Origin of the sequence: Streptomyces sp. CGMCC 4.7035 (genome assembly GCF_031583065.1) — a bacterium.
GTDB lineage: Bacteria > Actinomycetota > Actinomycetes > Streptomycetales > Streptomycetaceae > Streptomyces > Streptomyces yaanensis.
Genome location: NZ_CP134053.1, coordinates 5,096,447 through 5,120,000 on the forward strand (window position 1 = coordinate 5,096,447; position 23,554 = coordinate 5,120,000).

Here is a 23,554-nt window from a genome sequence, read left to right on the forward strand (position 1 = left end):
CTTACGGATGACAGGGCGTCGTTTCCCTGCCGGACCGCGCGCCGCTGTGCCCGGCACCCGGTGTGTGAACCGGCCTGCACAATTTCTGACGGTTCATCAGTATTGAATGTTCCAGGCCCTGCCGCTACGTTCCGCGACACCGTAGCTGCGCCCTGCGCAGCACCCGACGCGAAGGGGTGGTCGCATGGCCGAAGTCAGCGCGGAAGCACGCATCGAGGCACCCGCCGAGAAGGTGTGGGCCCGGCTCACGGACTGGTCGGCGTACGGCGAGTGGAACGCGACCCACACCAGCTTTCCGAAGGGCGGCCCCGAAACCCTGGAGGTGGGCGGGACCTTCGAGGAGAACATGAAGCTCATGGGCTTCCCGGCCGAGGTCACCTGGACCATCGACGAGCTGCGGCCCGGGCGCGTTCTCGCCATTCGCGGCAAGGGCCCGATGGCGGTGAACGTCGCCACGCGGTACACACTCACCCCGGACGGCGAGGCGACATCGGTCCGCATCGACGGCGAGTTCACCGGCGCGGCCGTCTCCCTCATGGCCGGCAAGCTCAAGGACTCGGCGACGGCGGCCCTCAAGGAGTCACTGCGCAAGCTGGGGGCGCTGGTGTCCTGAGGGAACGGGCACGGACGAAGCGGCGCCCCACGGAACGGGCACAGACGAAGCGGCGCCCCGCGGAACGGGCACAGACGAAGCGGCGCCCCGCGGAACGGGCACAGACGAAGCGGCGCCCCGCGGAAGTGGATCCGCGGGGCGCCGTCACACGTCTCGAACCGCCGTCAGCCCTCGTCGGCGAGGATCAGGTACAGCTTCTTGCGGGCTTCGTTGACGACCGCCAGGGCCTTGTCGCGCTGTTCCTTGCTGCCGGTCTTCCAGACCTGGCCGAACGCCTCCATCAGACCGAAGCCGGCCTGCCGGATCTCGTGCAGCGACTCCCAGTCGACGCCGCGCGAGGCCTCTTCCCACGGGGCGTCGGGGCCCTCGTCGGCCGCGGCGCGGCCCGACTCGGTGAGCGAGAAGAGCTTCTTGCCGCCCTCGCTCTCGCTGGCGATCAGACCCTCGTCCTCCAGCAACTGGAGGGTGGGGTAGACCGAGCCCGGGCTGGGCTTCCACGCCCCGCCGCTGCGCTCGGCGATCTCTTGGATCATCTCGTAGCCGTGCATGGGCCGGTCCTTGAGCAGGGCCAGGATCGACGCGCGTACGTCGCCGCGCCGCGCCCTTCCTCGGGGCCCACCCCTACCGCGCCCGGCCCACGGGCCGCCCGGGCCGAAAAAGCCCGGTCCGCCGAAGCCGGGACCACCCGGACCACCGGGGCCGCCCGGCCCGAAGGGCCCGAAGGCTCCACGCCGTCCGTCGAAGCCGCCCCGAAGGTGAGGGCCGGGGCCGCCGTGGTGTCCGTGTCGTTCGAATCCGAAGTCGTGTCCACGGGAACGCATCGCAATCACTTCATTCCATCGTTGATCTGTCGCGATGCGTCAACGATATATCGGAACTGTTCGTATGACAAGAACCTCAGGACTGTCGGCGACGGACCTGCACGTCCTCGCAGGTGGTCCCCGGGCGCCCCTCGCCCGGCCCGAAGCGTGGCTCCGGCCCGCCCGGCGGTCCGACCACACCGCCGAGCCGCTGGCCCCAGCAGAAGAGCCGAGCCGTCTGGAGGCCACCGGAAGAACGGAGGCGGAGCCCGGCACCAGCCACCGCCCACGCCCCGCCGCACCCCGCGCCCGGGCCCCGGCACAAGGCCAGCCACCCCGAATTGGCCTTGGCCCGGCCGGGCCGCCGGCCTCTAGCGTCGGCTCATGCGGATTCGAATCGTCGACGCCTTCACCGACCGCCCCTTCGCCGGTAACCCGGCCGGCGTCCTCCTCCTCGACGCCTTCCCGGACGACGCCTGGCTCCAGGACGTGGCCCGCGAGGTCAACCACGCCGAAACCGCGTTCGCCCACCGCCTGGCCGAGGGCGGCGAGGCCGACTGGGCGCTGCGCTGGTTCACGCCCGCCACCGAGGTCGCCATGTGCGGCCACGCCACCCTGGCCACCGCCCATGTGCTGCGCACCACGGGTGCCCACGAGGGACCCGTGCGGTTCGCCACCCGCAGCGGCGTCCTGAGCGCGACGCCGCGCGAGGACGGCTCCATCACCCTGGACTTCCCCACCGCGCCGCTCACACCCGTGGAGATCCCGCAGGGCGTTGCCGAAGCCCTCGGCGCCGAGCCTCTCACCGCCTTCGACACCGGCCCGAGCGTCGGTGACCTGGTCGTCGAACTCGCCGACGAGAAGACCGTCCTCGGCCTCAGCCCGGACCACAAGGCGCTGGGCCGCCATTCGGCGCGCGGCCTCATCGTCACCGCCCGCGCCGAAGACCCCTCCCGCGGCTACGACTTCGTCTCGCGCTGCTTCTTCCCGAACGTCGGGATCGACGAGGACCCGGTCACCGGCAGCGCCCACACCGCCCTGGCCCCCTACTGGTCCGAGCGCCTCGGCCGCCCCGACCTCATCGGACTGCAGGCCTCCCCGCGCTCCGGCCGTGTCCGCACCGAACTCCGCGGCGACCGCACCCTGCTCACCGGCCGCGCGGTCACCGTCATCGATGGCGAACTGATCGCCTGACAGCACGACCGGGGCGTACGACAGCCTCGTACGCCCCGGTCCGGACCCGTCACGCCGTCGGGAGCCAGCCCACCTTGCCCGCCAGCAGCGCGTACCCGACGAACGCCCCGATGTCGAGCAGTGAGTGGGCGACCACCAGCGGGCCGACCCGGCCCCAGCGCCGGTAGAGGTACACGAAGACCACACCCATCACCATGTTGCCCAGGAAGCCGCCGATGCCCTGGTACAGGTGGTACGAGCCGCGCAGCACGGAGCTGGCCACCAGGGCCGTGCCGGGCGTCCAGCCCAACTGGCCGAGCCTGCGCAGCAGGTAGCCGACGACGATGACCTCTTCGAGGACGGCGTTCTGGAGAGCGGACAGGACCAGCACGGGGTACTTCCACCACACGTCGGGCAGCGCTTCCGGCACCACCGTGAGGTTGAAGCCGAGACCGCGGGCGGCCAGGTAGAACGCGATGCCCGTCGAGCCGATCACCGCGGCGATCGCCGCCCCGCGCCCGAGGTCCGGCCAGGGCCGTGTCCGGTCGAAGCCGGGCGTGCGCAGCGATGCGCCCTCGCGCAGCAGGAAGTGCGCCACGAGCGCGACCGGCACCAGCGCGGTCGCGATCCCGAAGAGCTGCCAGGCGAGATCGAGCCAGGGGCGGCCCGGTGCGGCCGACGCGTTGAGGGTGGCCGCCTGCTCCTTCAGACCCCCCGGTTTGGTGACCGACCCGACAAAGCTGATGAGCGCGGACACTCCGCTCGCACCGAGCGAAAGTCCCAGAACGAGCAGCGTCTCGTCCCGCAGAATCCGTCGCGTCGGCCGCTCCACCACAAAGGAATCCGCCACCGACCCTGCCTCCACCTGCACTCCCGCCTCCAGTTGAGCAATCGCGCCTCAGCCCCCATCTTCGCCCCACCAGGGTCTCGAAAGAAGTTACGAAGATCGCGCGCGACAGGCCGTCGGGAGACGGCTCAGCAGAGAGGGGCACCACCGTCATGGCAGGACACAGCTTGCCCGACGAGTACGGGGCGGGCGCCATCGCCCCCCGGCCGCCGAGGGGAACCAGGGACAGGGCCGCCGGGGACAGGCACAACCCGCCCCCGGTCAATCACCCCAGCAACACCGGCTCCGGTAGCCCGACCGGCCAGGTGTGCACCGGCTCGCCGACGTGCATCAGCTCGCTGTACCGCCGGGTCGTCTCGGCCAGCGCGGTGGGCCGGTCGAGCCCCCGTTCGAGGGCTCGGTGGAAGGTGGCGGCCTGCCAGCTCGCGCCGTTGACCCTCAGCCGGCACCGCTCCTCGATCACTCCGAGGTAGAAGTCCCGGTCGGCGGGCTCGACACCCCACGCGTCGAGCCCGGCCTCGGCGAGCGGCAGCAGCTCGTCGCGTACCAGATCCACGGCCGCCACCTCGGCGATCCCGCCGTGGCGCCCGCGCCTCGGCCACCGCAGGCGCGCGTCGATGCCGTACCGGCAGGCGGCGTCGAAGTTGGCGGCGGCGGTCTCGAACGGTAGCCGCGTCCACACCGGACGCGCCTCCTCGGCGAGGGCGCGGACGACGCCGTAGTAGAAGGCCGCGTTCGCGAGCACGTCGGTGACCGTGGGCCCGGCGGGCAGCACCCGGTTCTCCACCCGCAGATGCGGGACGCCGTCGGCGATGCCGTACACGGGCCGGTTCCAGCGGTACACCGTGCCGTTGAGCAGGACGAGCTCGGCGAGCCTCGGTGTCCCGCCCTCGTCGAGCACTTGCAGCGGGTCCTCGTCGTCGCAGATCGGCAGGAGCGCCGGGAAGTAGCGCAGATTCTCCTCGAACAGCTCGTACGCCGATGTGATCCACCGCTCCCCGAACCACGTGCGCGGCCGCACGCCCTGCGCCTGCAGCTCGGGCGGCCGGGTGTCGGTGGACTGCTGGAACAGCGGCGGCCGGGACTCGCGCCACAGCTCGCGCCCGAACACGAACGGAGAGTTCGCGCCGACGGCGACCTGTGCCGCCGTGACGGCCTGCGCCGCGTTCCACACGTCGGCGAAGCGCGCCGGCGTGACCTGGAGGTGCAGCTGGACGGACGTGCAGGCGGCTTCGGGCGCGATCGACCGCGAGCTGCACTCGAGCCGCTCCACTCCGTCGATGTCGAGCGCGAAGTCCTCACCGCGCGCGGCCACGATCTGGTCGTTGAGCAGGGTGTAGCGGTCGACGGCGGAAAGGTTGGAGGAGACCAGGTCGTCGCGGTCGAGCGTCGGCAGAATGCCGATCATCACGATCGCGGCGTCGACCTCGTTCGCTTTGCGCTCGGCATAGGCGAGCGAGATGCGCAACTCCTCGGCGAGCCGGTCGAAAACCCGGCCGCCCAACCGGTGTGGAGCTATGTTGACTTCCAGGTTGAACATGGCGAGTTCTGTTTGGAAATCTCGGCTTGCAATCCTTTCGAGCACTTGCGCATTCATCATTCTGGGCATGCCGTCATGTCCGACGAGATTCAGTTCGATCTCCAGGCCCATGAGGTTCTTGGGGCGATCGAACCGCTTCTCCTCCAGCAATCGCTCCAGCCCCGCCAGACACTGCCTGAGCTTGCCGCGGTAGTGCTGGCGATCGGACAGGTCCAACGACCCTGCCACGACCTTCTCCCCCATCGAAGTGTCCCTCCTCGGATGGGCAGGCCGACGATCCGGCCGCTGCTGTTCCGGGTCACGAGGGATGATGCCCAGCGGAAGCGATCGATAACGCCCCGCGCGCGGCAGCCGACCGCTACGCTGGAGACGGCTTGTCCGGGCACATTCACGGGGCATGGGGCAGTACGCAGTTTCAGTGCGCAACGGCGTCGTGAAAAACGCCGACGAGAATCAGCCGACCGTTACGGACCAGTATTCCGAGGTCGCCGCCGTGACGCACGCGCAGCATCGGGACGAATCCCACTTATCGTCGACCGAATATCCCCTTGTTCGTCATGCGCGGGACGACTAGACGAAACACTGGCTGAACACGGGTCGTATAAACTTCGCGCACGGGGTGGAGAGTTGACGCTCACGGTTCTGAGCCCTGTCGTCAAAGCGCCGCCATTCGTCCGGGCACAGTCCCCCAGCCCCTCCGACCCCGAGAGCTGACAGCGCCGTCCGCCCGCCCCGCCCCGCACCGCCCTCGCGCCACCATGCCTGTCGAATGAGAGGCGACCCACCATGCCGCTGCATGTCCCCCCGGCTCCCGCGCCCGCTCTCCGCTCCGTCCTCACGGCACTCGGTTCCCCCACCGCGGTCCGCGAGGCTCGTACCCCGTCCCTGCGTACCGCCCAGGGGCCCGCGACACCCGAACTCCCGCTGCCGGTCCACGTACTGGACCGGATAACCCCGGCGGGCGCTTCGGCCACCCGGCTCGCCGGGTGGCGTTTCCTCATCCGCTGCGGCGAGCGCGCCGTGGCGGCCGCCGATACGATGCTGACCCCCGACGGCTGGGCGTTCTCGCACTTCTTCGAGGGCCCGTACATCGCCTCCACCGAACGCGCGCTGCGCCAGGCGGAGACGATGACACAGCCTTATCAGGCCCGGCTGTTGTCCGTGCCCGAGCTGTACATGCTCACACTGTGGCTGCACGGCGACTGCACCGCCGACGGCACGACGGGCCACCCGGCCGCGACCGACCTTCTGGTGCCCCTCGCGCCCGCTCCGCCCGGCATCGCGTCCCACCGCCCGCACCGCGTCGCCGAGCTTCTCCCTGTGCTCACCCTCCGGGTCACTCCGACCCCGCTGTTCGGCTCGCCCGCGCCCGCGTAGGCCTCGTCCTCCACCGTGCCCCGCCGCCGGAAACGGCCGCGGGGCACGTCGCGCGTCCGGGCCGGCGTCCGGCTGCCCGACCTGTCGCTCGTTCGTGCCCCATCGCGCTCGCACGAGGGACAAAGCGCTGGTCGGGCCACATGAACTAGCCCCTTCCGGCCATCACGAACCACCCAAAGGGACAGGGGAGTTGGAATGAACCGTCCGCGCGGGTGACGCGTCATGAACCTGTGAGAAGCGGTGCTGCGAAATGCCTGCGGATTGACGCCCGTAGGGCAACACTGGGTTCCAGACCGATGTATCGCCAACGGGGGGGGCGGCCATGAACGACTCGACGAGCCGCAGGACAGACACGACAGTCATCTCACACATCACGACAGAGCGAAAGATCCCATCCACCATGTGCCAGCACCAGCCGCCGTGCCCGACAGCCGAATCCGCCGACCGGGAGTCCGCCCGTCTCCTGGCGCACCACCCTGAGCAGGGATGGAGCCTGCTGTGCAACGGCGTTCTGCTCTTCGAGGACACCGGTGAGCTTCTGCCCGACGGCCAGATCATCGCCCCCCACCGCCCGATGGGCACCGACCAGGTGATGACGGCCGCCTGAGGCGCGCACACGAGGGGCACTCGCGGGGCATCCGCTGCCCCGACATACGAGGGGCCGGCCCGGAGACATCCGCTCCGAACCGGCCCCGACGCATGTCCGAGGGTGATTACGCTTCGTAAGCGTCCAGCGGCGGGCAGGAACAGACCAGGTTCCGGTCACCGAAGGCCTGGTCGATCCGGCGCACCGGCGGCCAGTACTTGTCCGCGGCCGAGACGCCCGCCGGGAAGACCGCCTCCTCACGCGCGTACGCGTGGTCCCACTCCCCGCCGAGCGCGGCGGCGGTGTGCGGGGCGTGCCGCAGCGGGTTGTCGTCGGCGGGCCACTCGCCCGAGCCCACCTTCTCGATCTCCGCGCGAATGGCGATCATCGCGTCGCAGAACCGGTCGAGCTCGCTCAGGTCCTCGGACTCGGTCGGCTCGATCATCAGCGTGCCGGCCACCGGGAACGACATCGTCGGCGCGTGGAAGCCGTAGTCGATCAGCCGCTTGGCGACGTCGTCGACGGTGACGCCGGTCGCCTTGGTCAGCGGTCGCAGGTCGATGATGCACTCGTGCGCGACCAGGCCGCCCGGGCCGGTGTAGAGCACCGGGTAGTGCGGCTCCAGGCGCTTGGCGACGTAGTTGGCGGACAGCACCGCCACCTGCGTGGCGCGCTTGAGTCCCTCGCCGCCCATGAGCCGCACGTACGCCCACGAGATCGGAAGGATGCCCGCCGAACCCCAGGGGGCGGCCGAGATCGGGCCGACGCCCGTCTCCGGGCCGGCCGCGGGCTGCAGCGGGTGGTTGGGCAGGTACGGCGCCAGGTGCGCGCGCACGCCGACCGGGCCGACGCCCGGACCGCCGCCACCGTGCGGGATGCAGAACGTCTTGTGCAGGTTGAGGTGCGAGACGTCACCGCCGAAGTGGCCCGGCTTGGCGAGGCCGACCAGCGCGTTGAGGTTGGCGCCGTCGACGTACACCTGGCCGCCCGCCTCGTGCACCTGGGCGCAGATGTCGGCGACGTGCTCCTCGAACACGCCGTGCGTGGACGGGTACGTGATCATCAGCACCGACAGCTCGTCACGGTACTGCTCGATCTTCGCCCGCAGGTCCTCGACGTCGATCTCGCCGTCCTCGGCGGTCTTCACGACGACGACCTTCATTCCGGCCATCACTGCGCTGGCGGCGTTGGTGCCGTGCGCGGAGGACGGGATGAGGCAGACGGTGCGCTGGTCGTCACCGTTGGCGCGGTGGTAGCCGCGCACGGCGAGCAGACCGGCCAGCTCGCCCTGCGAGCCGGCGTTGGGCTGCAACGACACCTTGTCGTAGCCGGTGACCTCGGCGAGACGCTCCTCCAGCTCACGGATGAGCGTGAGGTAGCCCTGCGCCTGCTCGGCGGGCACGAAGGGGTGCAGCTGCCCGAACTCGGGCCAGGTGACCGGCTCCATCTCCGTGGTCGCGTTGAGCTTCATGGTGCAGGAGCCCAGCGGGATCATGCCGCGGTCGAGCGCGTAGTCGCGGTCGGCCAGCTTGCGCAGGTAGCGCAGCATCGCGGTCTCGGAGCGGTGCTGGTGGAAGACCGGGTGCGTGAGGTAGTCACCGGTGCGCAGCAGCGCCTCGGGGAGCGCGTCCTCGGTGCCCGCGTCCAGCGCCTCCAGGTCACCCTCGACCCCGAACGCGGTCCACACGGCGCCCACCTGGGCCCGCTTGGTCGTCTCGTCGCAGGCGATCGACACGTGGTCGGCGTCGACGAGGCGCAGGTTCACGCCGTGCTCACGAGCGGCGGCGACGACCGTGTCGGCGCGGCCCGGCACCCGCACGGTCAGCGTGTCGAAGTAGGCGCCGTGGACGACCTCGACCCCGCCCGCCGTGAGGCCGGCGGCAAGGATCGCGGCGTACCGGTGCGTACGTCGCGCGATGGTCCGCAGGCCCTCAGGCCCGTGGTAGACGGCGTACATACCGGCCATCACGGCGAGCAGCACCTGTGCGGTGCAGATGTTGCTCGTCGCCTTCTCGCGGCGGATGTGCTGCTCCCGCGTCTGCAGGGCGAGGCGGTACGCCTTGTTCCCGTCCGCGTCCACGGAGACGCCGACGAGACGTCCGGGCAGGCTGCGGGCGAACTTCTCCTGCACCGCCATGTATCCGGCGTGCGGTCCGCCGAAGCCCATCGGGACACCGAAGCGCTGCGTCGTCCCGACGGCGATGTCGGCGCCCAGCTCGCCGGGGGAGGCCAGCAGCGTCAGCGCGAGCAGGTCGGCGGCGACGGTGACGAGCGCGCCCAGCTCGTGCGCCTGGTCGATGACCGGCTTGATGTCGCGTACGGCTCCGGAGGCGCCCGGGTACTGGATCAGTACGCCGTTGATCTCCCGCTCGGCGATCTCGGCCGGGATGCCGTCGCTGAGGTCGGCGACGACGACCTCGACGCCGGTGGGCTCGGCGCGGGTCTCGATCACGGCGATGGTCTGCGGCAGGGCGTCCGCGTCGACCAGGAACAGACCCTTCTTGTTCTTGCCCATACGCAGGGACAGCGCCATCGCCTCGGCGGCCGCGGTGCCCTCGTCGAGCAGGGACGCACCGGAGGTCGGCAGGCCGGTGAGATCGGCGACAACGGTCTGGAAGTTGAGCAGGGCCTCGAGCCGGCCCTGCGAGATCTCCGGCTGGTAAGGCGTGTACGCGGTGTACCAGGCCGGGTTCTCCATGACATTGCGCAGGATGACGGGCGGCGTGAAGGTCCCGTAGTACCCGAGGCCGATCATGGAGTCGAGAACCTGGTTGCGGTCGGCGAGGGAGCGCAGCTCGGCCAGCACCTCGGCCTCGGTGCGCGCGCCGGGCAGGTCCAGCGCGTCGGCGTTCTTGATCACATCCGGGACCGCGGCGGCGGTGAGCTCGTCGAGCGAGCCGTAGCCGACCTGCGCGAGCATCTTGGCCCGCGACTCCTGGTCGGGCCCGATGTGGCGCTGTTCGAAGGGAATGCCCTGTTCGAGCTCGGAGAGCGGAATGCGATGGGCGGTCATTGCGGAGGCCTCCTGGTCTGACGCGACCTTCGAGGGGCACCACGGCGCGGGTACCCCGACGGCCTCCCCCTCTGTCATCTCAACCTGAGAGTTTCACCGGGCCGCCCAAAGGCGCACCGGTTTTCACCGTCGGTGAGGGCGGAAGCCGTCGACACCCGCCCTGCTTTCCAGAGTGACCTCGTCCGTGCGGTACGTGTGCCTGAGAGATTCCGGGGAGGATTTGCTCCTTCGGCGCCTCCGGATCGCTCCGGAGGACTCTCCCGCGCGGGGTCAGCAGCCGTTTGCCAGCCTACCAGCGGGGACAACCCCGGAGCCGTCGGCTGGACCTTCGAGCGGACCTTCGAGTGGACCTTCGAGTGGCCGCGTTCCGGAATGTGCTCTTTTGTAGTGCTTACGGATGAGTTTGCGACCTGTTGGAGGGACCGTGAAGACCGACATCGATCCGCGGAATCTGATCGGCCGCAAGGCGTTCGACCGCAATGGGAACAAGATCGGCACGATCGACGAGGTCTACCTCGACGACGCGACCGGTGTGCCGGAGTGGGCGGCCATACGCACCGGCCTGTTCGGCAGGGACGCGTTCGTCCCGCTGGAGCCCAGCGAACTGGTCGAAGGCGCGCTGTACGTCCCCTTCGAACGCTCCCTGATCAAGGACGCCCCCGACTTCGGCGTCGGACGCCACCTCTCCCCCGAACAGGAGCTGCAGCTCTACCACCACTACGGCCTCGACGTGGCCTCACCGCCGCCGCCACCGGACCGCGACTTCGGGCAGCTGGCGGGCTCGGACGAAACCTGAGGGTCACCCCTGGCCCGGCCTCTGCCACCCGCCCCGGGTCACCGATTCGGCCCCGAGCCACCCGGCCCGAGCGAGGCGCCCCATCGCCCGGCCGCGCCGTCAGGCTCCGGTGCCCGCCGACGCCGCCCGGGGTGCCGTGGCCTCGGGTCTTCGTGGCACCAGGGGCAGCGGATCGGCCGGCTCCAGCCCGGGGTCGTCGATGCGGAACGTGCGCACACGCCCGGGCTCCGAGTCGGGCGTCTCGAACCGTACGGTCACCCTGCCGAGACCGCTGCCCTGCACCCAACCGTGCCCGTACTCGGCATGCCGTACGTCCTGTCCCGCACGCCAGACCCGCTCGGCCGGCGTCACCGTCTCCTCCTCGATACGCTCGTCCGCCGCATCGGCCGCCGGATGATCCTCCGCCCCGGCCTCCCCCGCGGCCAGGTGCGCCTGGGCGAACAGGTCCTCCTGCGTGTAGTCGGCGAGCCCGCTGACACCCACGCCGAGGAGCCGCACCCCACCCGTGGTGTCCACGGACTCCAGCAGCCGCGCGGCGGCCTCCCGGACCACCGCGGGGTCGTCCGTGGGCCCGCGCAGGGTCTCGGAGCGGGTCAGCGTCGAGAAGTCGTACCGCCGTACCTTCAGCACGATGGTCCGCCCCGACAACCCGGCGTCCCGCAGCCGCCCCACACACCGGTCCGCGAGCCGCTGCACCTCCAGTCCGACCCGCATCCGATCGTGGATGTCGACGTCGTACGTGTCCTCGACCGACACCGACTTGGCCTCGCGCTCGGCCACCACGGGCCGCTCGTCGTGCGCCAGCGCCATGGCGTGCAGCGCGTGCCCGTGGGCCTTGCCCAACAGCCGTACGAGCTCGTCCTCGCCCGCCTCGGCGATCTCGTCGACCGTGGTGATCCCGGCCCGCCGCAAATGGTCCCCGGTGGCGGGACCGACCCCGGGAAGCGTCCGCACCGACATCGGCCCGAGCAGGGCACGCTCCGTGCCCGGCCGTATCAACACCAGACCGTCCGGCTTGGCCTGCTCCGAGGCGATCTTCGCGAGCATCTTGGAGGCGGCGAGCCCCACCGACCCCGTCAGCCCTGTGACGGCCCGTATGTCGGCGCGCAGCCTCGCCCCCGTCAGTCGAGCCGACTCCTCGTCCCAGGCGGCTCCGCCGGCCTCCAGATCCACGAACGCCTCGTCCAGGCTCAGCGGCTCCACCAGGGGCGACAGGTCCCTCAGCAGTCCCATCACCTGCTCGCTGATCTCCCGGTAGAACCCGAAGCGCGGCACCAGATAAGCGGCGTTCGGCGCGAGCCGGCGCGCCTGGGCCATGGGCATCGCCGAGTGCACCCCGAAGACCCGCGCCTCGTACGAGGCCGTCGCCACCACTCCGCGCGGCCCGAGCCCGCCCACGACGACGGCCTTCCCGCGCAGGCTCGGCTTGGATGCCTGCTCCGCCGAGGCGTAGAAGGCATCCATGTCGAGATGCAGGATCGTGGGCGCGTTTCTCACATCTCCGATGCTGCCCTACGTCACTGACAATGGGCCTCGCCCGCCGACGCGCGCTTCAGACGGCCCGGTTGCGCCGCCGCGCCAGCTCGTCCGTCGCGTTGTGGCCGACGATGGTCTCGCCGGTGTCGACGCGCTCCCCGTGCAGCTGCGACAGCGCGTTCTCCACGTCGCGCCACACGACGCCCACGGCGATACCGAAGATGCCCTGCCCGCCCTGGAGCAGCGCGTGCACCTCGTCCGGGGATGTGCACTCGTAGACCGTCGCGCCGTCACTCATCAGCGTCATCCGCTCCAGGTCGCGGAACCCGCGCTCCCTGAGGTGCTGGACGGCGGTACGGATGTTCTGGAGGGACACACCGGTGTCGAGGAACCGCTTGACGATCTTCAGGACGACAACGTCACGGAAGCTGTACAGCCGCTGCGTCCCCGACCCGTAGGCAGGGCGCACGCTCGGCTCGACGAGACCCGTTCTGGCCCAGTAGTCCAGCTGCCGGTAGGTGATGCCCGCGGCGGCACACGCCGTGGGACCGCGATAGCCGATGTGCTCGCAAGCCGCCTCTCCGTCACCCGGCACGGCCGTCGGCCGCTGAGAGGCGGAGCCGGCCGCGTTGCCGGGGTGGGGGTACCCCGTGTTCGAGCGAAGCCGAGAGCTTGGGGGAGGGTACGGACCGCTCTCCCCCAGACTGCGTCCGGGGGCACCCCCAGCCGTACCGCCGCCGCTGCTTCTCACGCCGACCTCCGTCCTTGACCTGCCTTCTCGACGGTAGGCAGTCACCAAGGGTGCGTCAACGATCGCCACACTCGGCACGCCGAGTGATAATCACCCTAAGAGTGGTTTCCTGTGCCCTTCCGCGGGGAAAGGCTAGCCGAATGCTCTGGCCGCCGATCCTGGGACGTCGCCCGGCTGTCGTCACTCGCCGCGCCGCGCAGAGTACTCGCTCCGCTTCTTGCCGCCGGCATCCCCCAGGTCGATGAGATCGCGGCTCGATCATGCGTTCGCCTGCGCGAGACCTCCAAGAGCGCCGTGCCTCCGGGACCCTGCCTGGAGCGGCCCCGGCACTTGGCCGTGCGCCGGGGCACCACGAGGCCAACGGATCGCTGGGGGCCCTCCCCGGACCGATCCGGCACACGCGCGCCCCGGGACGTCGGGTCACCGCGCCCGTCAGTCAGGAATCCCTCAAGAGGACGGTCACTGGCTGCTCGTACCGAAGTCCTCCGGGGAGATCTGGTCGAGGAATTCACGGAACTTCTCGACCTCGTCCTCCTGCTCGTCCGGGATCGCGATACCCGCGTCGTCGAGCACCCCGTCACTGCCGTAGATCGGCGTTCCGGTGCGCAGCGCAAGCGCTATGGCGTCGGACGGACGGGCGCTCACCTCGACGCCGCTGGCGAAGACCAGCTCCGCGTAGAAGACGCCTTCACGCAGATCCGTGATGCGTACTTCCGTGAGCTCCTGGCCGACGGCCTCCAGCACGTCCTTGAACAGGTCGTGCGTCAGCGGTCGCGCGGGGGCCATGCCCTGCTGGGCGAAGGCGATCGCCGTCGCCTCCCCGGGGCCGATCCAGATGGGGAGGTAACGGTCGCCTCCCACTTCACGCAGGAGCACGATCGGTTGGTTGGAGGGCATCTCGACCCGGACACCTACGACATCGAGCTCGTTCACACAGCAACCCTAGGCCGTGCTCGGGACGTTTGGGTAGTCGGGCACAGAACGGCCGGGCGATCCGCCGACGGCGAACGCCGTACCTCAGGGCAGCCGCACGCCCAGGGCGGACTGCACCAGCGCGGCGTGCAGCTTCACCGCGAGGCCCGCCAGCTCCTTCATACGGGCCTCGGCGTGCGCCCTGGTCTGCGGATTGCGGTGGCGCCGCAGCGGGGCCACCACCTGGTCCACCAGGCCCGCCTCGCGGTCCGCGGCGGCCTTCATGACCCGTAGATGGCGCGGCTCGATGCCGTGCCGACCCAGTTCGGCCACGAGAGTGGCCACGGTGACCGCCTCGGCGTCGTACGTCCCGTCCGCCAGCGGTGCCACCAGGCCGTACGACTCCCACTCCTTGAGCTGCTCCGCGCCGATCTCGGCGGCTGCCAGCAGCTCGGCGCGGCCGATCCGCGCGGCCGTGGGCGCCTCGGGCTCGCTCAGAAGATCGCCCAGCAGCTCCCCGCCACGCGCGTCACGCGGCCGGCCCAGGGGCGGCAGCCGCACCTCCTCGCCCCGCTCCAGGGCGTCCAGATGCTCGCGGATGACCTTCAGCGGCAGATAGTGGTCCCGCTGCATCCTCAGCACATGGCCGAGGCGCTCGACGTCGCGCGCGCTGAACTTGCGGTACCCCGAGGGGGTGCGCTGCGGCTCGATGAGCCCCTCGGACTCCAGGAATCGAATCTTGGAGATGGTGACTTCGGGGAACTCGTCGCGCAGCATGTTCAGCACCGTGCCGATGCTCATCAGCCTGCCGTCCGCGGCGGCGGTGCCGCTGTCGGCACCGCCGCTCGGTGTATGAAGCATGGACCCTTCCCTGGCGGGTCAGATGCCCCGCTGGCTCGCGTAGAAGACCAGCCTGTACTTGCCGATCTGCACCTCGTCACCGTTGTAGAGCGCGACCTGGTCGATGCGCTCACGGTTGACATACGTGCCGTTGAGGCTGCCGACGTCGGCGACCGTGAACGAGCCGTCCGGGCTGCGCCGGAACTCCACGTGACGGCGCGACACGGTCACGTCGTCGAGGAAGATGTCGCTCTGCGGATGACGCCCCGCCGTGGTCAGGTCGCTGTCCAGGAGGAAGCGACTGCCCGAGTTGGGGCCACGCCGCACCACCAACAGCGCCGAACCGAGCGGCAGCGCGTCGACTGCCGCCTGCGCCTCCGGGGAGAGCGTCGGCATCGGCGTCTGGCCGGTGGCCTCCGCGTCGTAGGCCTCAAGGCCCGAGATGGAGATCGTGGACGTCGTCTCCGACGCACGCTCCGGAACCGCCCCGGGCCGCAGCGGCGCACCGCAGTTGGAGCAGAAGCGGCTGTTCTCCGCGTTGCGGTGACCGCACCTCGTACACACCAGGGCCGACATGTCCCCGAAACCTATGCGGCCGGACGCGGCAGGGTCAACAGACGGCGCGCCCTGACCTCCCGAAATGTCACCACCCGGACCAGCGACCTGGTCGCGGAACAGCGGGCGCTGACCTCCCGCGTCTCCCGGCTGTGCGCGATGGCGGGCAGTCGCGTTGTCGCTGCCCTCTCGCGCGCTCTTGCCGAACAACTTCGCAAACAACTTCACGGGCGATTCCCCTTGACCGAAACAGACCCGCCCGTGGGGCAGGACGAACCCTGATTGCATACACCGGCCGACCCGGACATCCTCACAACGTCCGTATCCACCAGACAGTTTCCACCACGCACCACCCATTCGGTGCGCCGACCCCCCGCAACCTCATGCCCCTGCCGGACTGGCTCCATGCACCCCAGGTTCACTGGGAGGACGACCGAGCGTAGTCAGGCCGCTTCGCCGCTCGCAAGGCGTCGACAATGATCTTCGTCGAACGCTCCACGGAGACCGTGGCCTGCTCCTTCTCAAGAGTCTGCACCACGCCTCCGGGAATGTTGAGCGCCGGCTCGAGGTCCTGCGGCTTGCCGATGACCTTGAAACGATAGGGCTGGGTGATCTTGTTCCCGTCGACACTCACGCTTTTCCCCGAGTCCGACAGATAGGTGCCGGCGACCACCCGCACTCCGTTCACCTGGATCGCCTCCGCGCCGGCCGCGCGCAGCTCCTGGATCGCGTCGAGCAGCATGTCCGCCTGGACCGTTCCCTTCGTATCACCGATGGTCATCGTGATGCCGGGTCCCTGTGCCGCCACCGTGCCCGCAAGGATGCCGAGTTGCTTCTCCTTCTCGGCGGTCTGCTTGCGAGCCTCCTCGGCCTGGTCCGAGCTGTTCTCCAACTCGGCCCGCTGATCCTTGAGACCCTGCTTCTCGTCCTGAAGACGCTGTGTACGGTCATCCAGTTCATCGAGGATGCGCACAAGATCCTCCTGCCGCGCACCACGCAGGGCGCCGCTGCTGTCGCTGTTGGAGGCGACCTGCACGGCCAGACCGAAGCCGAGGCCGAACAGCAGGAGGGCGACGATGAGTTGGGCCCGTGAGACGCGTGGCGGCCACAGCCCCTTCACCAGGCGCTGACGGCCGGTCAGCGCGGCCTCTGGGTCCTTCTCGTCCGTCCCAGCCCCAAAAGCCCCCGGAGCCGGTGCCGGGACCTCCTGTGGCAGTTCCCTGCGCAGCCGGTGCTCGGGTGCGTGCGGCGGCTGCCCGGGCGTCTCGTCCTCGTTGCTCATCGGCTTCACGCCCGGAAGACGTGCCGGCGGATCGCCGCGGCGTTGGAGAAGATGCGAATGCCGAGAACGACCACGACACCGGTGGACAGCTGCGCTCCGACTCCCAGCTTGTCGCCGAGGAACACGATCAGCGCGGCCACCACCACGTTCGACAGGAACGACACCACGAAGACCTTGTCGTCGAAGATTCCGTCCAGCATGGCCCGCAGCCCGCCGAACACGGCGTCGAGTGCCGCCACGACGGCGATCGGAAGGTAAGGCTCGACGACCGCCGGAACCTCGGGCCGGACCAACAGGCCGGCCACGACTCCCACGACGAGGCCCAGTACGGCGATCACGATGTGCCCTTCTCTGCGCTCGGTTGTGCTGTACGTACGATCACACTTGGTGCCGCGGGCAGCCGGACGTCACCCTCGGTGGAAATGCTGGTCCGGATCCCGTAATTTTCCTGCAGCGCGTTCAGGTACAGCCCGTCGGCGCTGTTCTGGAACCTGGTGCTGAGCCGTTCCCCGTCCCCCACCGCGAGCACCGTGTACGGCGGCACCAGCGGTCTGTTGTCGACCAGTATCGCGTCCCCCGCGGCCCTGATCGCCGACAGCGCCGTCAGCCGCTGCCCGTTGACCGCGACCGCCTCGGCACCCGACTCCCACAGGCCGTTGACGACACGCTGCATGTCGCGGTCGCGGACCCGTCCGGTATCGGAGAAGCCGGAGGTCTCACGCGGATTGCCGTTGCCGCCCGAGGTTGCTTCCTTGGCGTCGTCCACGACGAGCTTGACGCCCGGGCCCTGCACCGCGACTGCGCCCGACAGCAGCCCGACCAGGTCGGCCCGGTCCGCGCCGCCGTCCTTCTTCAGGGCCTCGCGCTGCCGTGCGCTCACATCGGCGCGCAGCTTGTCGACCGTGCCTTCGAGCTTGTCCGCGGCCGCGGTCTCACGCTGGATGCGGTCGATGAGTTCCTGGCGCTCCTTGGCGACCGTCGGGGCGGCTATGCGCGCCTGCGCGGCACCCACGGTCACCACAAGGGCAGCGAGCACGAGTCCGGCCGCGAGACCGAGCTTGGCCCGGACCGTCCTGGGCATGCCACCGGCGCCCTCGGCCTCTTTCCGAGCGGCGGCCTCGGCGTATCCGTCGTCGAGGCTGTGATCCATGACGTTGGTGAGCAACGACATGGAGGCGTCCGGGCGCGACGGTCGCGCGGGTGTGCTCCGAACGGGGGGCGGCTGCGGCATGCCGCACATCGTCGCATGTCGCGAGCGATACCTCCGAATGGCCCCACCGGCGTGCCGGACAGGCCCCCTTGGGGACACTTGTCCGGCACGCGCGCGTGCCGTGCGTTTTATCGACCGGCGCTGTCCACAACCGCCGACCACTCATCGAGCAGGGCCTGCGCGGAGGCGTCGTCGGGCCCCTCCGCCCACAGATGGGTGACGGCCTCGGCGGGATCGGGCAGCACCAGAACCCACCGGCCGTCGGTCTCCACGACGCGTACACCGTCGGTCGTGTCGACAAATCGGTCCCCGGCCGCCTCCACGACGCGGCGCATCACAAGCCCCTTGACGGCCCAAGGAGTCGCGAGGTCACGCTTGAGGACGTGCGCCCGCGGGATCCGCGCGTCGATCTGGCTGAGCGTGAGCTGCGTCCGCGCCACCAGCCCGATGAGCCGTACGAAGGCGGCCGTACCGTCGAACACGCTGCTGAACTCCGGCACAATGAACCCGCCGCGGCCATCGCCGCCGAAGATGGTCGACTCCTCCCCACCCACACGCGTGAGGTCGTCCGGCGAGGTGGTCGTCCACTCGACCTGTGTCCCGTGGTACGCCGCCACCTGCTCGGCGATCCGGGTCGTCGTCACCGGCAGGGCCACCTTCCCGCTGCGCCGCTCGGCGGCCACCAGGTCGAGCATCACCAGCAGCGCCCGGTCGTCCTCGACGATCCGCCCCTTCTCGTCGACGAGCGACAGCCGCTCACCGACCGGGTCGAACCGCACGCCGAACGCGGCCCGCGACGACGCGACGATCTCGCCGAGCCGCACGAGCCCCGACCGCCGTGCGTCGGCGGACTCCGTGGGCCGGGACTCGTCGAGACCGGGATTGATCGTCAGCGAGTCCACCCCGAGCTTGCCGAGCAGGCTCGGCAGAACCAGCCCGGCACTGCCGTTCGAGGCGTCCACGACGACCTTGAGCCCCGACTCGGCGATCCCCGATGTGTCGACGCTCCGCAGCAGCGACCCGGTGTACGAGTCGAAGACGCTGGACGGGAAGTACAGGTCCCCGATCTCTCCGGGAAAGGCACGCCGGTACTCCTGCCGTGCGAACACCCGATCCAGCTTCCGCTGACCGGCCTGCGAGAGATCGGCGCCGTTCCCGTCGAAGAACATGATGTCGACGGAGTCCGGCACACCGGGCGACGTCCGGATCATGATCCCGCCGGCGCTGCCACGCGCGGTCTGCTGCCGCGCCACGGGCAGCGGCACGTTCTCCAGGTCGCGCACGTCGATGGCGCTGGCCTGGAGGGCCGAGATGACGGCTCGCTTCAGCGCACGCGCGCCCCTGGAGTGGTCGCGGGCGGTGGTGACCGTGGCCCCCTTCTTGAGCGTGGTGGCGTACGCGCCGGCCAGCCGCACGGCCAGCTCCGGAGTGATCTCCACGTTCAGGATGCCGGAAACTCCACGGGCGCCGAAGAGATGAGCCTGGCTTCGCGACTCCCAGATGACCGAGGTGTTGACGAAGGCACCGGCCTCGATGGTCTTGAACGGGTAGACCCGGACATTGCCCTGGACGATCGACTCTTCGCCGATGAGGCATTCATCGCCGATGACCGCGCCGTCCTCGATCCGGGCCGCGCGCATGATGTCGGTGTTCTTTCCGACCACGCAGCCACGCAGATTGCTGTGCGGGCCGATGTACACGTTGTCGTGGACAACGGCCCTGTGCAGAAACGCCCCGCTCTTCACGACGACGTTCGAGCCGACGACGGTGTGTTCCCGAATTTCGGCGCCGGCCTCGACCTTGGCGTAGTCACCGATGTAGAGCGGCCCGCGCAGCACGGCGTCGGGATGGACCTCCGCGCCCTCGGCCACCCACACACCCGGGGAGATCTCGAAACCGTCGATCTCGACGTCGACCTTGCCCTCCAGGACGTCGGCCTGCGCCTTCACATAGCTCTCGTGGGTGCCGACGTCCTCCCAGTAGCCTTCGGCGACATAACCGTAGATCGGCTTGCCGTCCTTCATCAGCTGCGGAAAGACATCGCCGGACCAGTCGACGGGCACATCGGGCTCGACGTAGTCGAAGACTTCAGGCTCCATGACATAGATGCCCGTGTTCACTGTGTCCGAGAAGACCTGGCCCCAGGTCGGCTTCTCCAGGAAGCGCTCGACCTTTCCCTCTTCATCGACGATGGTGATGCCGAATTCCAGCGGGTTGGGCACACGGGTCAGACAGACGGTGACCAGGGCACCCTTTTCCTTGTGGAAATTGATCAGTTCGGTGAGGTCGAAGTCGGTCAGGGCATCACCGGAGATGACGAGGAATGCGTCGTCCTTCAGTGCTTCCTCGGCGTTCTTGACGCTCCCGGCGGTACCGAGTGGCTTCTCCTCGTTGGCATATGTGAGCTCCATGCCGAGCTCCTCGCCATCCCCGAAGTAGTTCTTGACCAGCGAGGCCAGGAACTGCACGGTGACAACGGTCTCGTTGAGCCCATGCCTTTTGAGCAGCCGCAGCACGTGCTCCATGATCGGGCGGTTGACCACCGGCAGGAGCGGCTTGGGCATGCTTGAGGTCATGGGGCGAAGGCGTGTGCCTTCGCCTCCGGCCATTACGACGGCCTTCATGTCGGAAGCGTCCTCCTCTAAGAGACGACGGTCTAGCCGACTTCACCCGTCTAGATTGTCCCGCAGTTTCCCTGCGCGGGCCATCGAGCCACTACGGCCGCCCAATCGGCGGGCTCAATCGGCCATGGCGTCCGCCTGGACAAGCCGGCGGACCTGAACCACGTAGAGGACTCCTGCCCACCAGTAGAGCGTTGTACCCCATCCGGCGAACGCCCATCCGAAAATAGCGGCGAGTGACGCGATCCATCCGCTTCCGTCACTGAGGAGCAGCAGCGGGAAGGCGTACATCAGGTTGAAGGTGGCGGCCTTCCCCAGGAAGTTCACCTGGGGCGGCGGATAGCCGTGGCGCCTGAGGATGCCTACCATCACCAGCAGAACCAGCTCTCGCGCCACCAGTACGGCCGTCAACCAAATGGGCAGAATCTCGCGCCAGGTGAGGCCCACCAGGGTCGATGCGATGTAGAGCCGGTCGGCCGCGGGATCTAGGAGCCGGCCGAGGCTGCTGATCTGGTTCCAGCGCCGCGCGAGCTTGCCGTCCAGATAGTCACTGACGCCGCTCAGCACGAGCACCAGCAGCGCCCAGCCGTCGCTCTTGGGCCCGCCGAACTCGGGCCGGAGAATCAGCCACAGGAAGACGGGCACGCCGACGAGCCGCGCCATGCTGAGGATGTTCGGGATGGTGAGGACCCGGTCCGTCTGAACACGGGTCTCCTGGACCTCCACCCGGGGGCCTCCTGCGGGAAACGAGCCAACAATGCCCCCTGACCTTACCCGCCGGGTTCGCCCCCCGGTGCGGAGGGGGTTGCACTGGGCTCAAGACAAGGGAAACAAAAAAACTCCGGCTCTCGGGCGATGTGCCCAAGAGCCGGAGTTCCAAAAGGAGTTCGGCGGCGTCCTACTCTCCCACAGGGTCCCCCCTGCAGTACCATCGGCGCTGTAAGGCTTAGCTTCCGGGTTCGGAATGTAACCGGGCGTTTCCCTCACGCTATGGCCACCGAAACACTATGAAACAGACAACCCGACCGCTGCTGTGACTACAGCGGGGTTGTTCGTGGTTTCAGAACCAACACAGTGGACGCGAGCAACTGAGGACAAGCCCTCGGCCTATTAGTACCAGTCACCTCCACACGTTGCCGTGCTTCCAGATCTGGCCTATCAACCCAGTCGTCTACTGGGAGCCTTACCCCATCAAGTGGGTGGGAGTCCTCATCTCGAAGCAGGCTTCCCGCTTAGATGCTTTCAGCGGTTATCCCTCCCGAACGTAGCCAACCAGCCATGCCCTTGGCAGAACAACTGGCACACCAGAGGTTCGTCCGTCCCGGTCCTCTCGTACTAGGGACAGCCCTTCTCAAGACTCCTACGCGCACAGCGGATAGGGACCGAACTGTCTCACGACGTTCTAAACCCAGCTCGCGTACCGCTTTAATGGGCGAACAGCCCAACCCTTGGGACCGACTCCAGCCCCAGGATGCGACGAGCCGACATCGAGGTGCCAAACCATCCCGTCGATATGGACTCTTGGGGAAGATCAGCCTGTTATCCCCGGGGTACCTTTTATCCGTTGAGCGACGGCGCTTCCACAAGCCACCGCCGGATCACTAGTCCCGACTTTCGTCCCTGCTCGACCCGTCGGTCTCACAGTCAAGCTCCCTTGTGCACTTACACTCAACACCTGATTGCCAACCAGGCTGAGGGAACCTTTGGGCGCCTCCGTTACTCTTTAGGAGGCAACCGCCCCAGTTAAACTACCCATCAGACACTGTCCCTGATCCGGATCACGGACCCAGGTTAGACATCCAGCACGACCAGACTGGTATTTCAACGACGACTCCACAACCACTGGCGTGGCCGCTTCAAAGTCTCCCAGCTATCCTACACAAGCCGAACCGAACACCAATATCAAACTGTAGTAAAGGTCCCGGGGTCTTTCCGTCCTGCTGCGCGAAACGAGCATCTTTACTCGTAGTGCAATTTCACCGGGCCTATGGTTGAGACAGTCGAGAAGTCGTTACGCCATTCGTGCAGGTCGGAACTTACCCGACAAGGAATTTCGCTACCTTAGGATGGTTATAGTTACCACCGCCGTTTACTGGCGCTTAAGTTCTCAGCTTCGCCCCACCGAAATGGAGCTAACCGGTCCCCTTAACGTTCCAGCACCGGGCAGGCGTCAGTCCGTATACATCGCCTTACGGCTTCGCACGGACCTGTGTTTTTAGTAAACAGTCGCTTCTCGCTGGTCTCTGCGGCCACCCCCAGCTCAGGAAGCAAGTTCCCTCACCAGGTGTGGCCCCCCTTCTCCCGAAGTTACGGGGGCATTTTGCCGAGTTCCTTAACCATAGTTCACCCGAACGCCTCGGTATTCTCTACCTGACCACCTGAGTCGGTTTAGGGTACGGGCCGCCATGAAACTCGCTAGAGGCTTTTCTCGACAGCATAGGATCATCCACTTCACCACAATCGGCTCGGCATCAGGTCTCAGCCTCATGTGCGACGGATTTGCCTATCGCACGGCCTACACCCTTACCCCGGGACAACCACCGCCCGGGATGGACTACCTTCCTGCGTCACCCCATCACTCACCTACTAACCGCTTGGTTCAGCGGCTCCACCACTTTCCTTTCCCCGAAGGGTCCGGAACGGCTTCACGGCCTTAGCATCACGATGCTCGATGTTTGACGCTTCACAGCGGGTACCGGAATATCAACCGGTTATCCATCGACTACGCCTGTCGGCCTCGCCTTAGGTCCCGACTTACCCTGGGCAGATCAGCTTGACCCAGGAACCCTTAGTCAATCGGCGCACACGTTTCTCACGTGTGAATCGCTACTCATGCCTGCATTCTCACTCGTCAACCGTCCACAACTACCTTCCGGTGCTGCTTCACCCGGCAGACGACGCTCCCCTACCCATCACAGCAGGCGTTGGCCCTATATGCTGCAATGACACGACTTCGGCGGTACGCTTGAGCCCCGCTACATTGTCGGCGCGGAATCACTAGACCAGTGAGCTATTACGCACTCTTTCAAGGGTGGCTGCTTCTAAGCCAACCTCCTGGTTGTCTGTGCGACTCCACATCCTTTCCCACTTAGCGTACGCTTAGGGGCCTTAGTCGATGCTCTGGGCTGTTTCCCTCTCGACCATGGAGCTTATCCCCCACAG

Annotated in this window: 19 protein-coding genes, 2 rRNA genes, 1 pseudogene and 1 riboswitch (1 of these 23 only partly in view); of the genes and pseudogenes, 6 read left to right on the top strand and 16 right to left on the bottom strand. The window is 68.3% G+C overall.

All coding sequences use genetic code 11. From position 1 onward, the window contains the following. The first annotated feature begins 184 nt into the window (after nucleotides 1-184). Complete coding sequence (locus Q2K21_RS22175) at nucleotides 185-613, top strand: type II toxin-antitoxin system Rv0910 family toxin (RefSeq protein WP_310773712.1); 429 nt, start codon at nucleotides 185-187, stop codon at nucleotides 611-613. 164 nt (nucleotides 614-777) lie between these two features. On the opposite strand, the gene Q2K21_RS22180 is transcribed toward Q2K21_RS22175, so the two are convergent. Further along, nucleotides 778-1,434 (bottom strand): PadR family transcriptional regulator, encoded by a 657-nt coding sequence (locus Q2K21_RS22180; protein WP_310773714.1) that lies wholly within the window; start codon nucleotides 1,432-1,434, stop codon nucleotides 778-780. Nucleotides 1,435-1,797: 363 nt separating this feature from the next. Between Q2K21_RS22180 and Q2K21_RS22185 the strand changes: the two genes are divergently transcribed. Continuing rightward, the gene (locus Q2K21_RS22185; RefSeq protein ID WP_310773716.1) at nucleotides 1,798-2,607 is read left to right on the top strand and encodes a PhzF family phenazine biosynthesis protein; all 810 of its coding nucleotides are present in this window, start codon (nucleotides 1,798-1,800) and stop codon (nucleotides 2,605-2,607) included. Nucleotides 2,608-2,656: 49 nt separating this feature from the next. Here Q2K21_RS22185 and Q2K21_RS22190 read toward each other — a convergent pair whose 3' ends face one another. Further along, nucleotides 2,657-3,457, bottom strand: a complete 801-nt coding sequence (locus Q2K21_RS22190) for a CPBP family intramembrane glutamic endopeptidase (protein WP_310773719.1) — start codon at nucleotides 3,455-3,457, stop codon at nucleotides 2,657-2,659. A gap of 241 nt (nucleotides 3,458-3,698) precedes the next feature. Beyond that, complete coding sequence (locus Q2K21_RS22195; protein WP_310773721.1) at nucleotides 3,699-5,216, bottom strand: glutamate--cysteine ligase; 1,518 nt, start codon at nucleotides 5,214-5,216, stop codon at nucleotides 3,699-3,701. 154 nt (nucleotides 5,217-5,370) lie between these two features. Between Q2K21_RS22195 and Q2K21_RS22200 the strand changes: the two genes are divergently transcribed. From Q2K21_RS22200 to Q2K21_RS22210, 3 genes are all read left to right on the top strand, one after another. After that, nucleotides 5,371-5,547 carry a hypothetical protein gene (locus Q2K21_RS22200; protein WP_310773723.1) on the top strand — a complete coding sequence of 59 codons (177 nt, stop codon included), beginning with the start codon at nucleotides 5,371-5,373 and terminating at the stop codon, nucleotides 5,545-5,547. Nucleotides 5,548-5,759: 212 nt separating this feature from the next. Then, on the top strand, nucleotides 5,760-6,350 hold the full coding sequence (locus Q2K21_RS22205; RefSeq protein WP_310773725.1) for a hypothetical protein: 591 nt from the start codon (nucleotides 5,760-5,762) through the stop codon (nucleotides 6,348-6,350). 400 nt (nucleotides 6,351-6,750) lie between these two features. Further along, nucleotides 6,751-6,957: a DUF5999 family protein gene (locus Q2K21_RS22210; RefSeq protein ID WP_310773727.1), complete on the top strand. Its 207-nt coding sequence runs from the start codon at nucleotides 6,751-6,753 to the stop codon at nucleotides 6,955-6,957. A 106-nt stretch (nucleotides 6,958-7,063) separates the two neighbouring features. Here the strand turns inward: Q2K21_RS22210 and gcvP are convergent, their stop codons facing one another. Continuing rightward, nucleotides 7,064-9,949: an aminomethyl-transferring glycine dehydrogenase gene (gene gcvP, locus Q2K21_RS22215; protein ID WP_310773729.1), complete on the bottom strand. Its 2,886-nt coding sequence runs from the start codon at nucleotides 9,947-9,949 to the stop codon at nucleotides 7,064-7,066. Between the two features lie 177 nt (nucleotides 9,950-10,126). Then, a riboswitch (glycine riboswitch) is annotated at nucleotides 10,127-10,222 on the bottom strand. Between the two features lie 151 nt (nucleotides 10,223-10,373). Between gcvP and Q2K21_RS22220 the strand changes: the two genes are divergently transcribed. Further along, the gene (locus Q2K21_RS22220) at nucleotides 10,374-10,745 is read left to right on the top strand and encodes a PRC-barrel domain-containing protein (protein ID WP_310773732.1); all 372 of its coding nucleotides are present in this window, start codon (nucleotides 10,374-10,376) and stop codon (nucleotides 10,743-10,745) included. Here the strand turns inward: Q2K21_RS22220 and Q2K21_RS22225 are convergent. The 12 genes and pseudogenes from Q2K21_RS22225 to Q2K21_RS22280 all read right to left on the bottom strand — a co-directional run. Further along, nucleotides 10,667-12,242: pseudogene (locus tag Q2K21_RS22225) on the bottom strand (DNA polymerase IV). The gene Q2K21_RS22220 and the pseudogene Q2K21_RS22225 sit on opposite strands and share 79 nt — an antisense overlap. A 55-nt stretch (nucleotides 12,243-12,297) precedes the next feature. Continuing rightward, nucleotides 12,298-12,972: a MerR family transcriptional regulator gene (locus tag Q2K21_RS22230; protein ID WP_310773736.1), complete on the bottom strand. Its 675-nt coding sequence runs from the start codon at nucleotides 12,970-12,972 to the stop codon at nucleotides 12,298-12,300. A gap of 459 nt (nucleotides 12,973-13,431) precedes the next feature. Further along, nucleotides 13,432-13,905, bottom strand: coding sequence for a bifunctional nuclease family protein (locus tag Q2K21_RS22235; protein ID WP_004002801.1), 474 nt, complete (start codon nucleotides 13,903-13,905; stop codon nucleotides 13,432-13,434). Nucleotides 13,906-13,989: 84 nt separating this feature from the next. Then, nucleotides 13,990-14,745: a transcriptional regulator FtsR gene (gene ftsR / locus Q2K21_RS22240; RefSeq protein ID WP_310773761.1), complete on the bottom strand. Its 756-nt coding sequence runs from the start codon at nucleotides 14,743-14,745 to the stop codon at nucleotides 13,990-13,992. Between the two features lie 18 nt (nucleotides 14,746-14,763). Then, nucleotides 14,764-15,636, bottom strand: a complete 873-nt coding sequence (locus tag Q2K21_RS22245; RefSeq protein WP_310773763.1) for an FHA domain-containing protein — start codon at nucleotides 15,634-15,636, stop codon at nucleotides 14,764-14,766. A 61-nt stretch (nucleotides 15,637-15,697) separates the two neighbouring features. Then, entirely contained in the window at nucleotides 15,698-16,561 is an 864-nt protein-coding gene (locus Q2K21_RS22250) for a DUF881 domain-containing protein (protein WP_310773765.1), read from the bottom strand. 5 nt (nucleotides 16,562-16,566) lie between these two features. Continuing rightward, nucleotides 16,567-16,899, bottom strand: a complete 333-nt coding sequence (locus Q2K21_RS22255) for a small basic family protein (protein ID WP_003988855.1) — start codon at nucleotides 16,897-16,899, stop codon at nucleotides 16,567-16,569. Continuing rightward, the gene (locus Q2K21_RS22260) at nucleotides 16,896-17,732 is read right to left on the bottom strand and encodes a DUF881 domain-containing protein (RefSeq protein ID WP_310773844.1); all 837 of its coding nucleotides are present in this window, start codon (nucleotides 17,730-17,732) and stop codon (nucleotides 16,896-16,898) included. Before Q2K21_RS22260 ends, Q2K21_RS22255 begins: the two co-directional genes overlap by 4 nt. A gap of 167 nt (nucleotides 17,733-17,899) precedes the next feature. Continuing rightward, a complete protein-coding gene (locus Q2K21_RS22265) occupies nucleotides 17,900-20,395 on the bottom strand; it encodes a mannose-1-phosphate guanyltransferase (protein WP_310773847.1) in 2,496 nt (831 codons plus the stop codon). Nucleotides 20,396-20,509: 114 nt separating this feature from the next. After that, nucleotides 20,510-21,118, bottom strand: a complete 609-nt coding sequence (locus Q2K21_RS22270) for a CDP-alcohol phosphatidyltransferase family protein (RefSeq protein WP_310773850.1) — start codon at nucleotides 21,116-21,118, stop codon at nucleotides 20,510-20,512. Between the two features lie 159 nt (nucleotides 21,119-21,277). Next, a 5S ribosomal RNA gene (gene rrf / locus Q2K21_RS22275) occupies nucleotides 21,278-21,394 on the bottom strand. Between the two features lie 88 nt (nucleotides 21,395-21,482). Continuing rightward, nucleotides 21,483-23,554 (bottom strand): 23S ribosomal RNA (locus Q2K21_RS22280); it runs 1,049 nt beyond the window's last position.

Coding starts and splice junctions, on each gene's coding strand:
- Q2K21_RS22175 (WP_310773712.1), top strand. CDS start 185: ATGGCCGAAGTCAGCGCGGAAGCACGCATCGAGGCACCCGCCGAGAAG.
- Q2K21_RS22180 (WP_310773714.1), bottom strand. CDS start 1,434: ATGCGTTCCCGTGGACACGACTTCGGATTCGAACGACACGGACACCAC.
- Q2K21_RS22185 (WP_310773716.1), top strand. CDS start 1,798: ATGCGGATTCGAATCGTCGACGCCTTCACCGACCGCCCCTTCGCCGGT.
- Q2K21_RS22195 (WP_310773721.1), bottom strand. CDS start 5,216: ATGGGGGAGAAGGTCGTGGCAGGGTCGTTGGACCTGTCCGATCGCCAG.
- Q2K21_RS22200 (WP_310773723.1), top strand. CDS start 5,371: ATGGGGCAGTACGCAGTTTCAGTGCGCAACGGCGTCGTGAAAAACGCC.
- Q2K21_RS22205 (WP_310773725.1), top strand. CDS start 5,760: ATGCCGCTGCATGTCCCCCCGGCTCCCGCGCCCGCTCTCCGCTCCGTC.
- Q2K21_RS22210 (WP_310773727.1), top strand. CDS start 6,751: ATGTGCCAGCACCAGCCGCCGTGCCCGACAGCCGAATCCGCCGACCGG.
- gcvP (WP_310773729.1), bottom strand. CDS start 9,949: ATGACCGCCCATCGCATTCCGCTCTCCGAGCTCGAACAGGGCATTCCC.
- ftsR (WP_310773761.1), bottom strand. CDS start 14,745: ATGCTTCATACACCGAGCGGCGGTGCCGACAGCGGCACCGCCGCCGCG.
- Q2K21_RS22245 (WP_310773763.1), bottom strand. CDS start 15,636: ATGGGTGGTGCGTGGTGGAAACTGTCTGGTGGATACGGACGTTGTGAG.
- Q2K21_RS22250 (WP_310773765.1), bottom strand. CDS start 16,561: ATGAGCAACGAGGACGAGACGCCCGGGCAGCCGCCGCACGCACCCGAG.
- Q2K21_RS22260 (WP_310773844.1), bottom strand. CDS start 17,732: ATGTCGTTGCTCACCAACGTCATGGATCACAGCCTCGACGACGGATAC.
- Q2K21_RS22265 (WP_310773847.1), bottom strand. CDS start 20,395: ATGAAGGCCGTCGTAATGGCCGGAGGCGAAGGCACACGCCTTCGCCCC.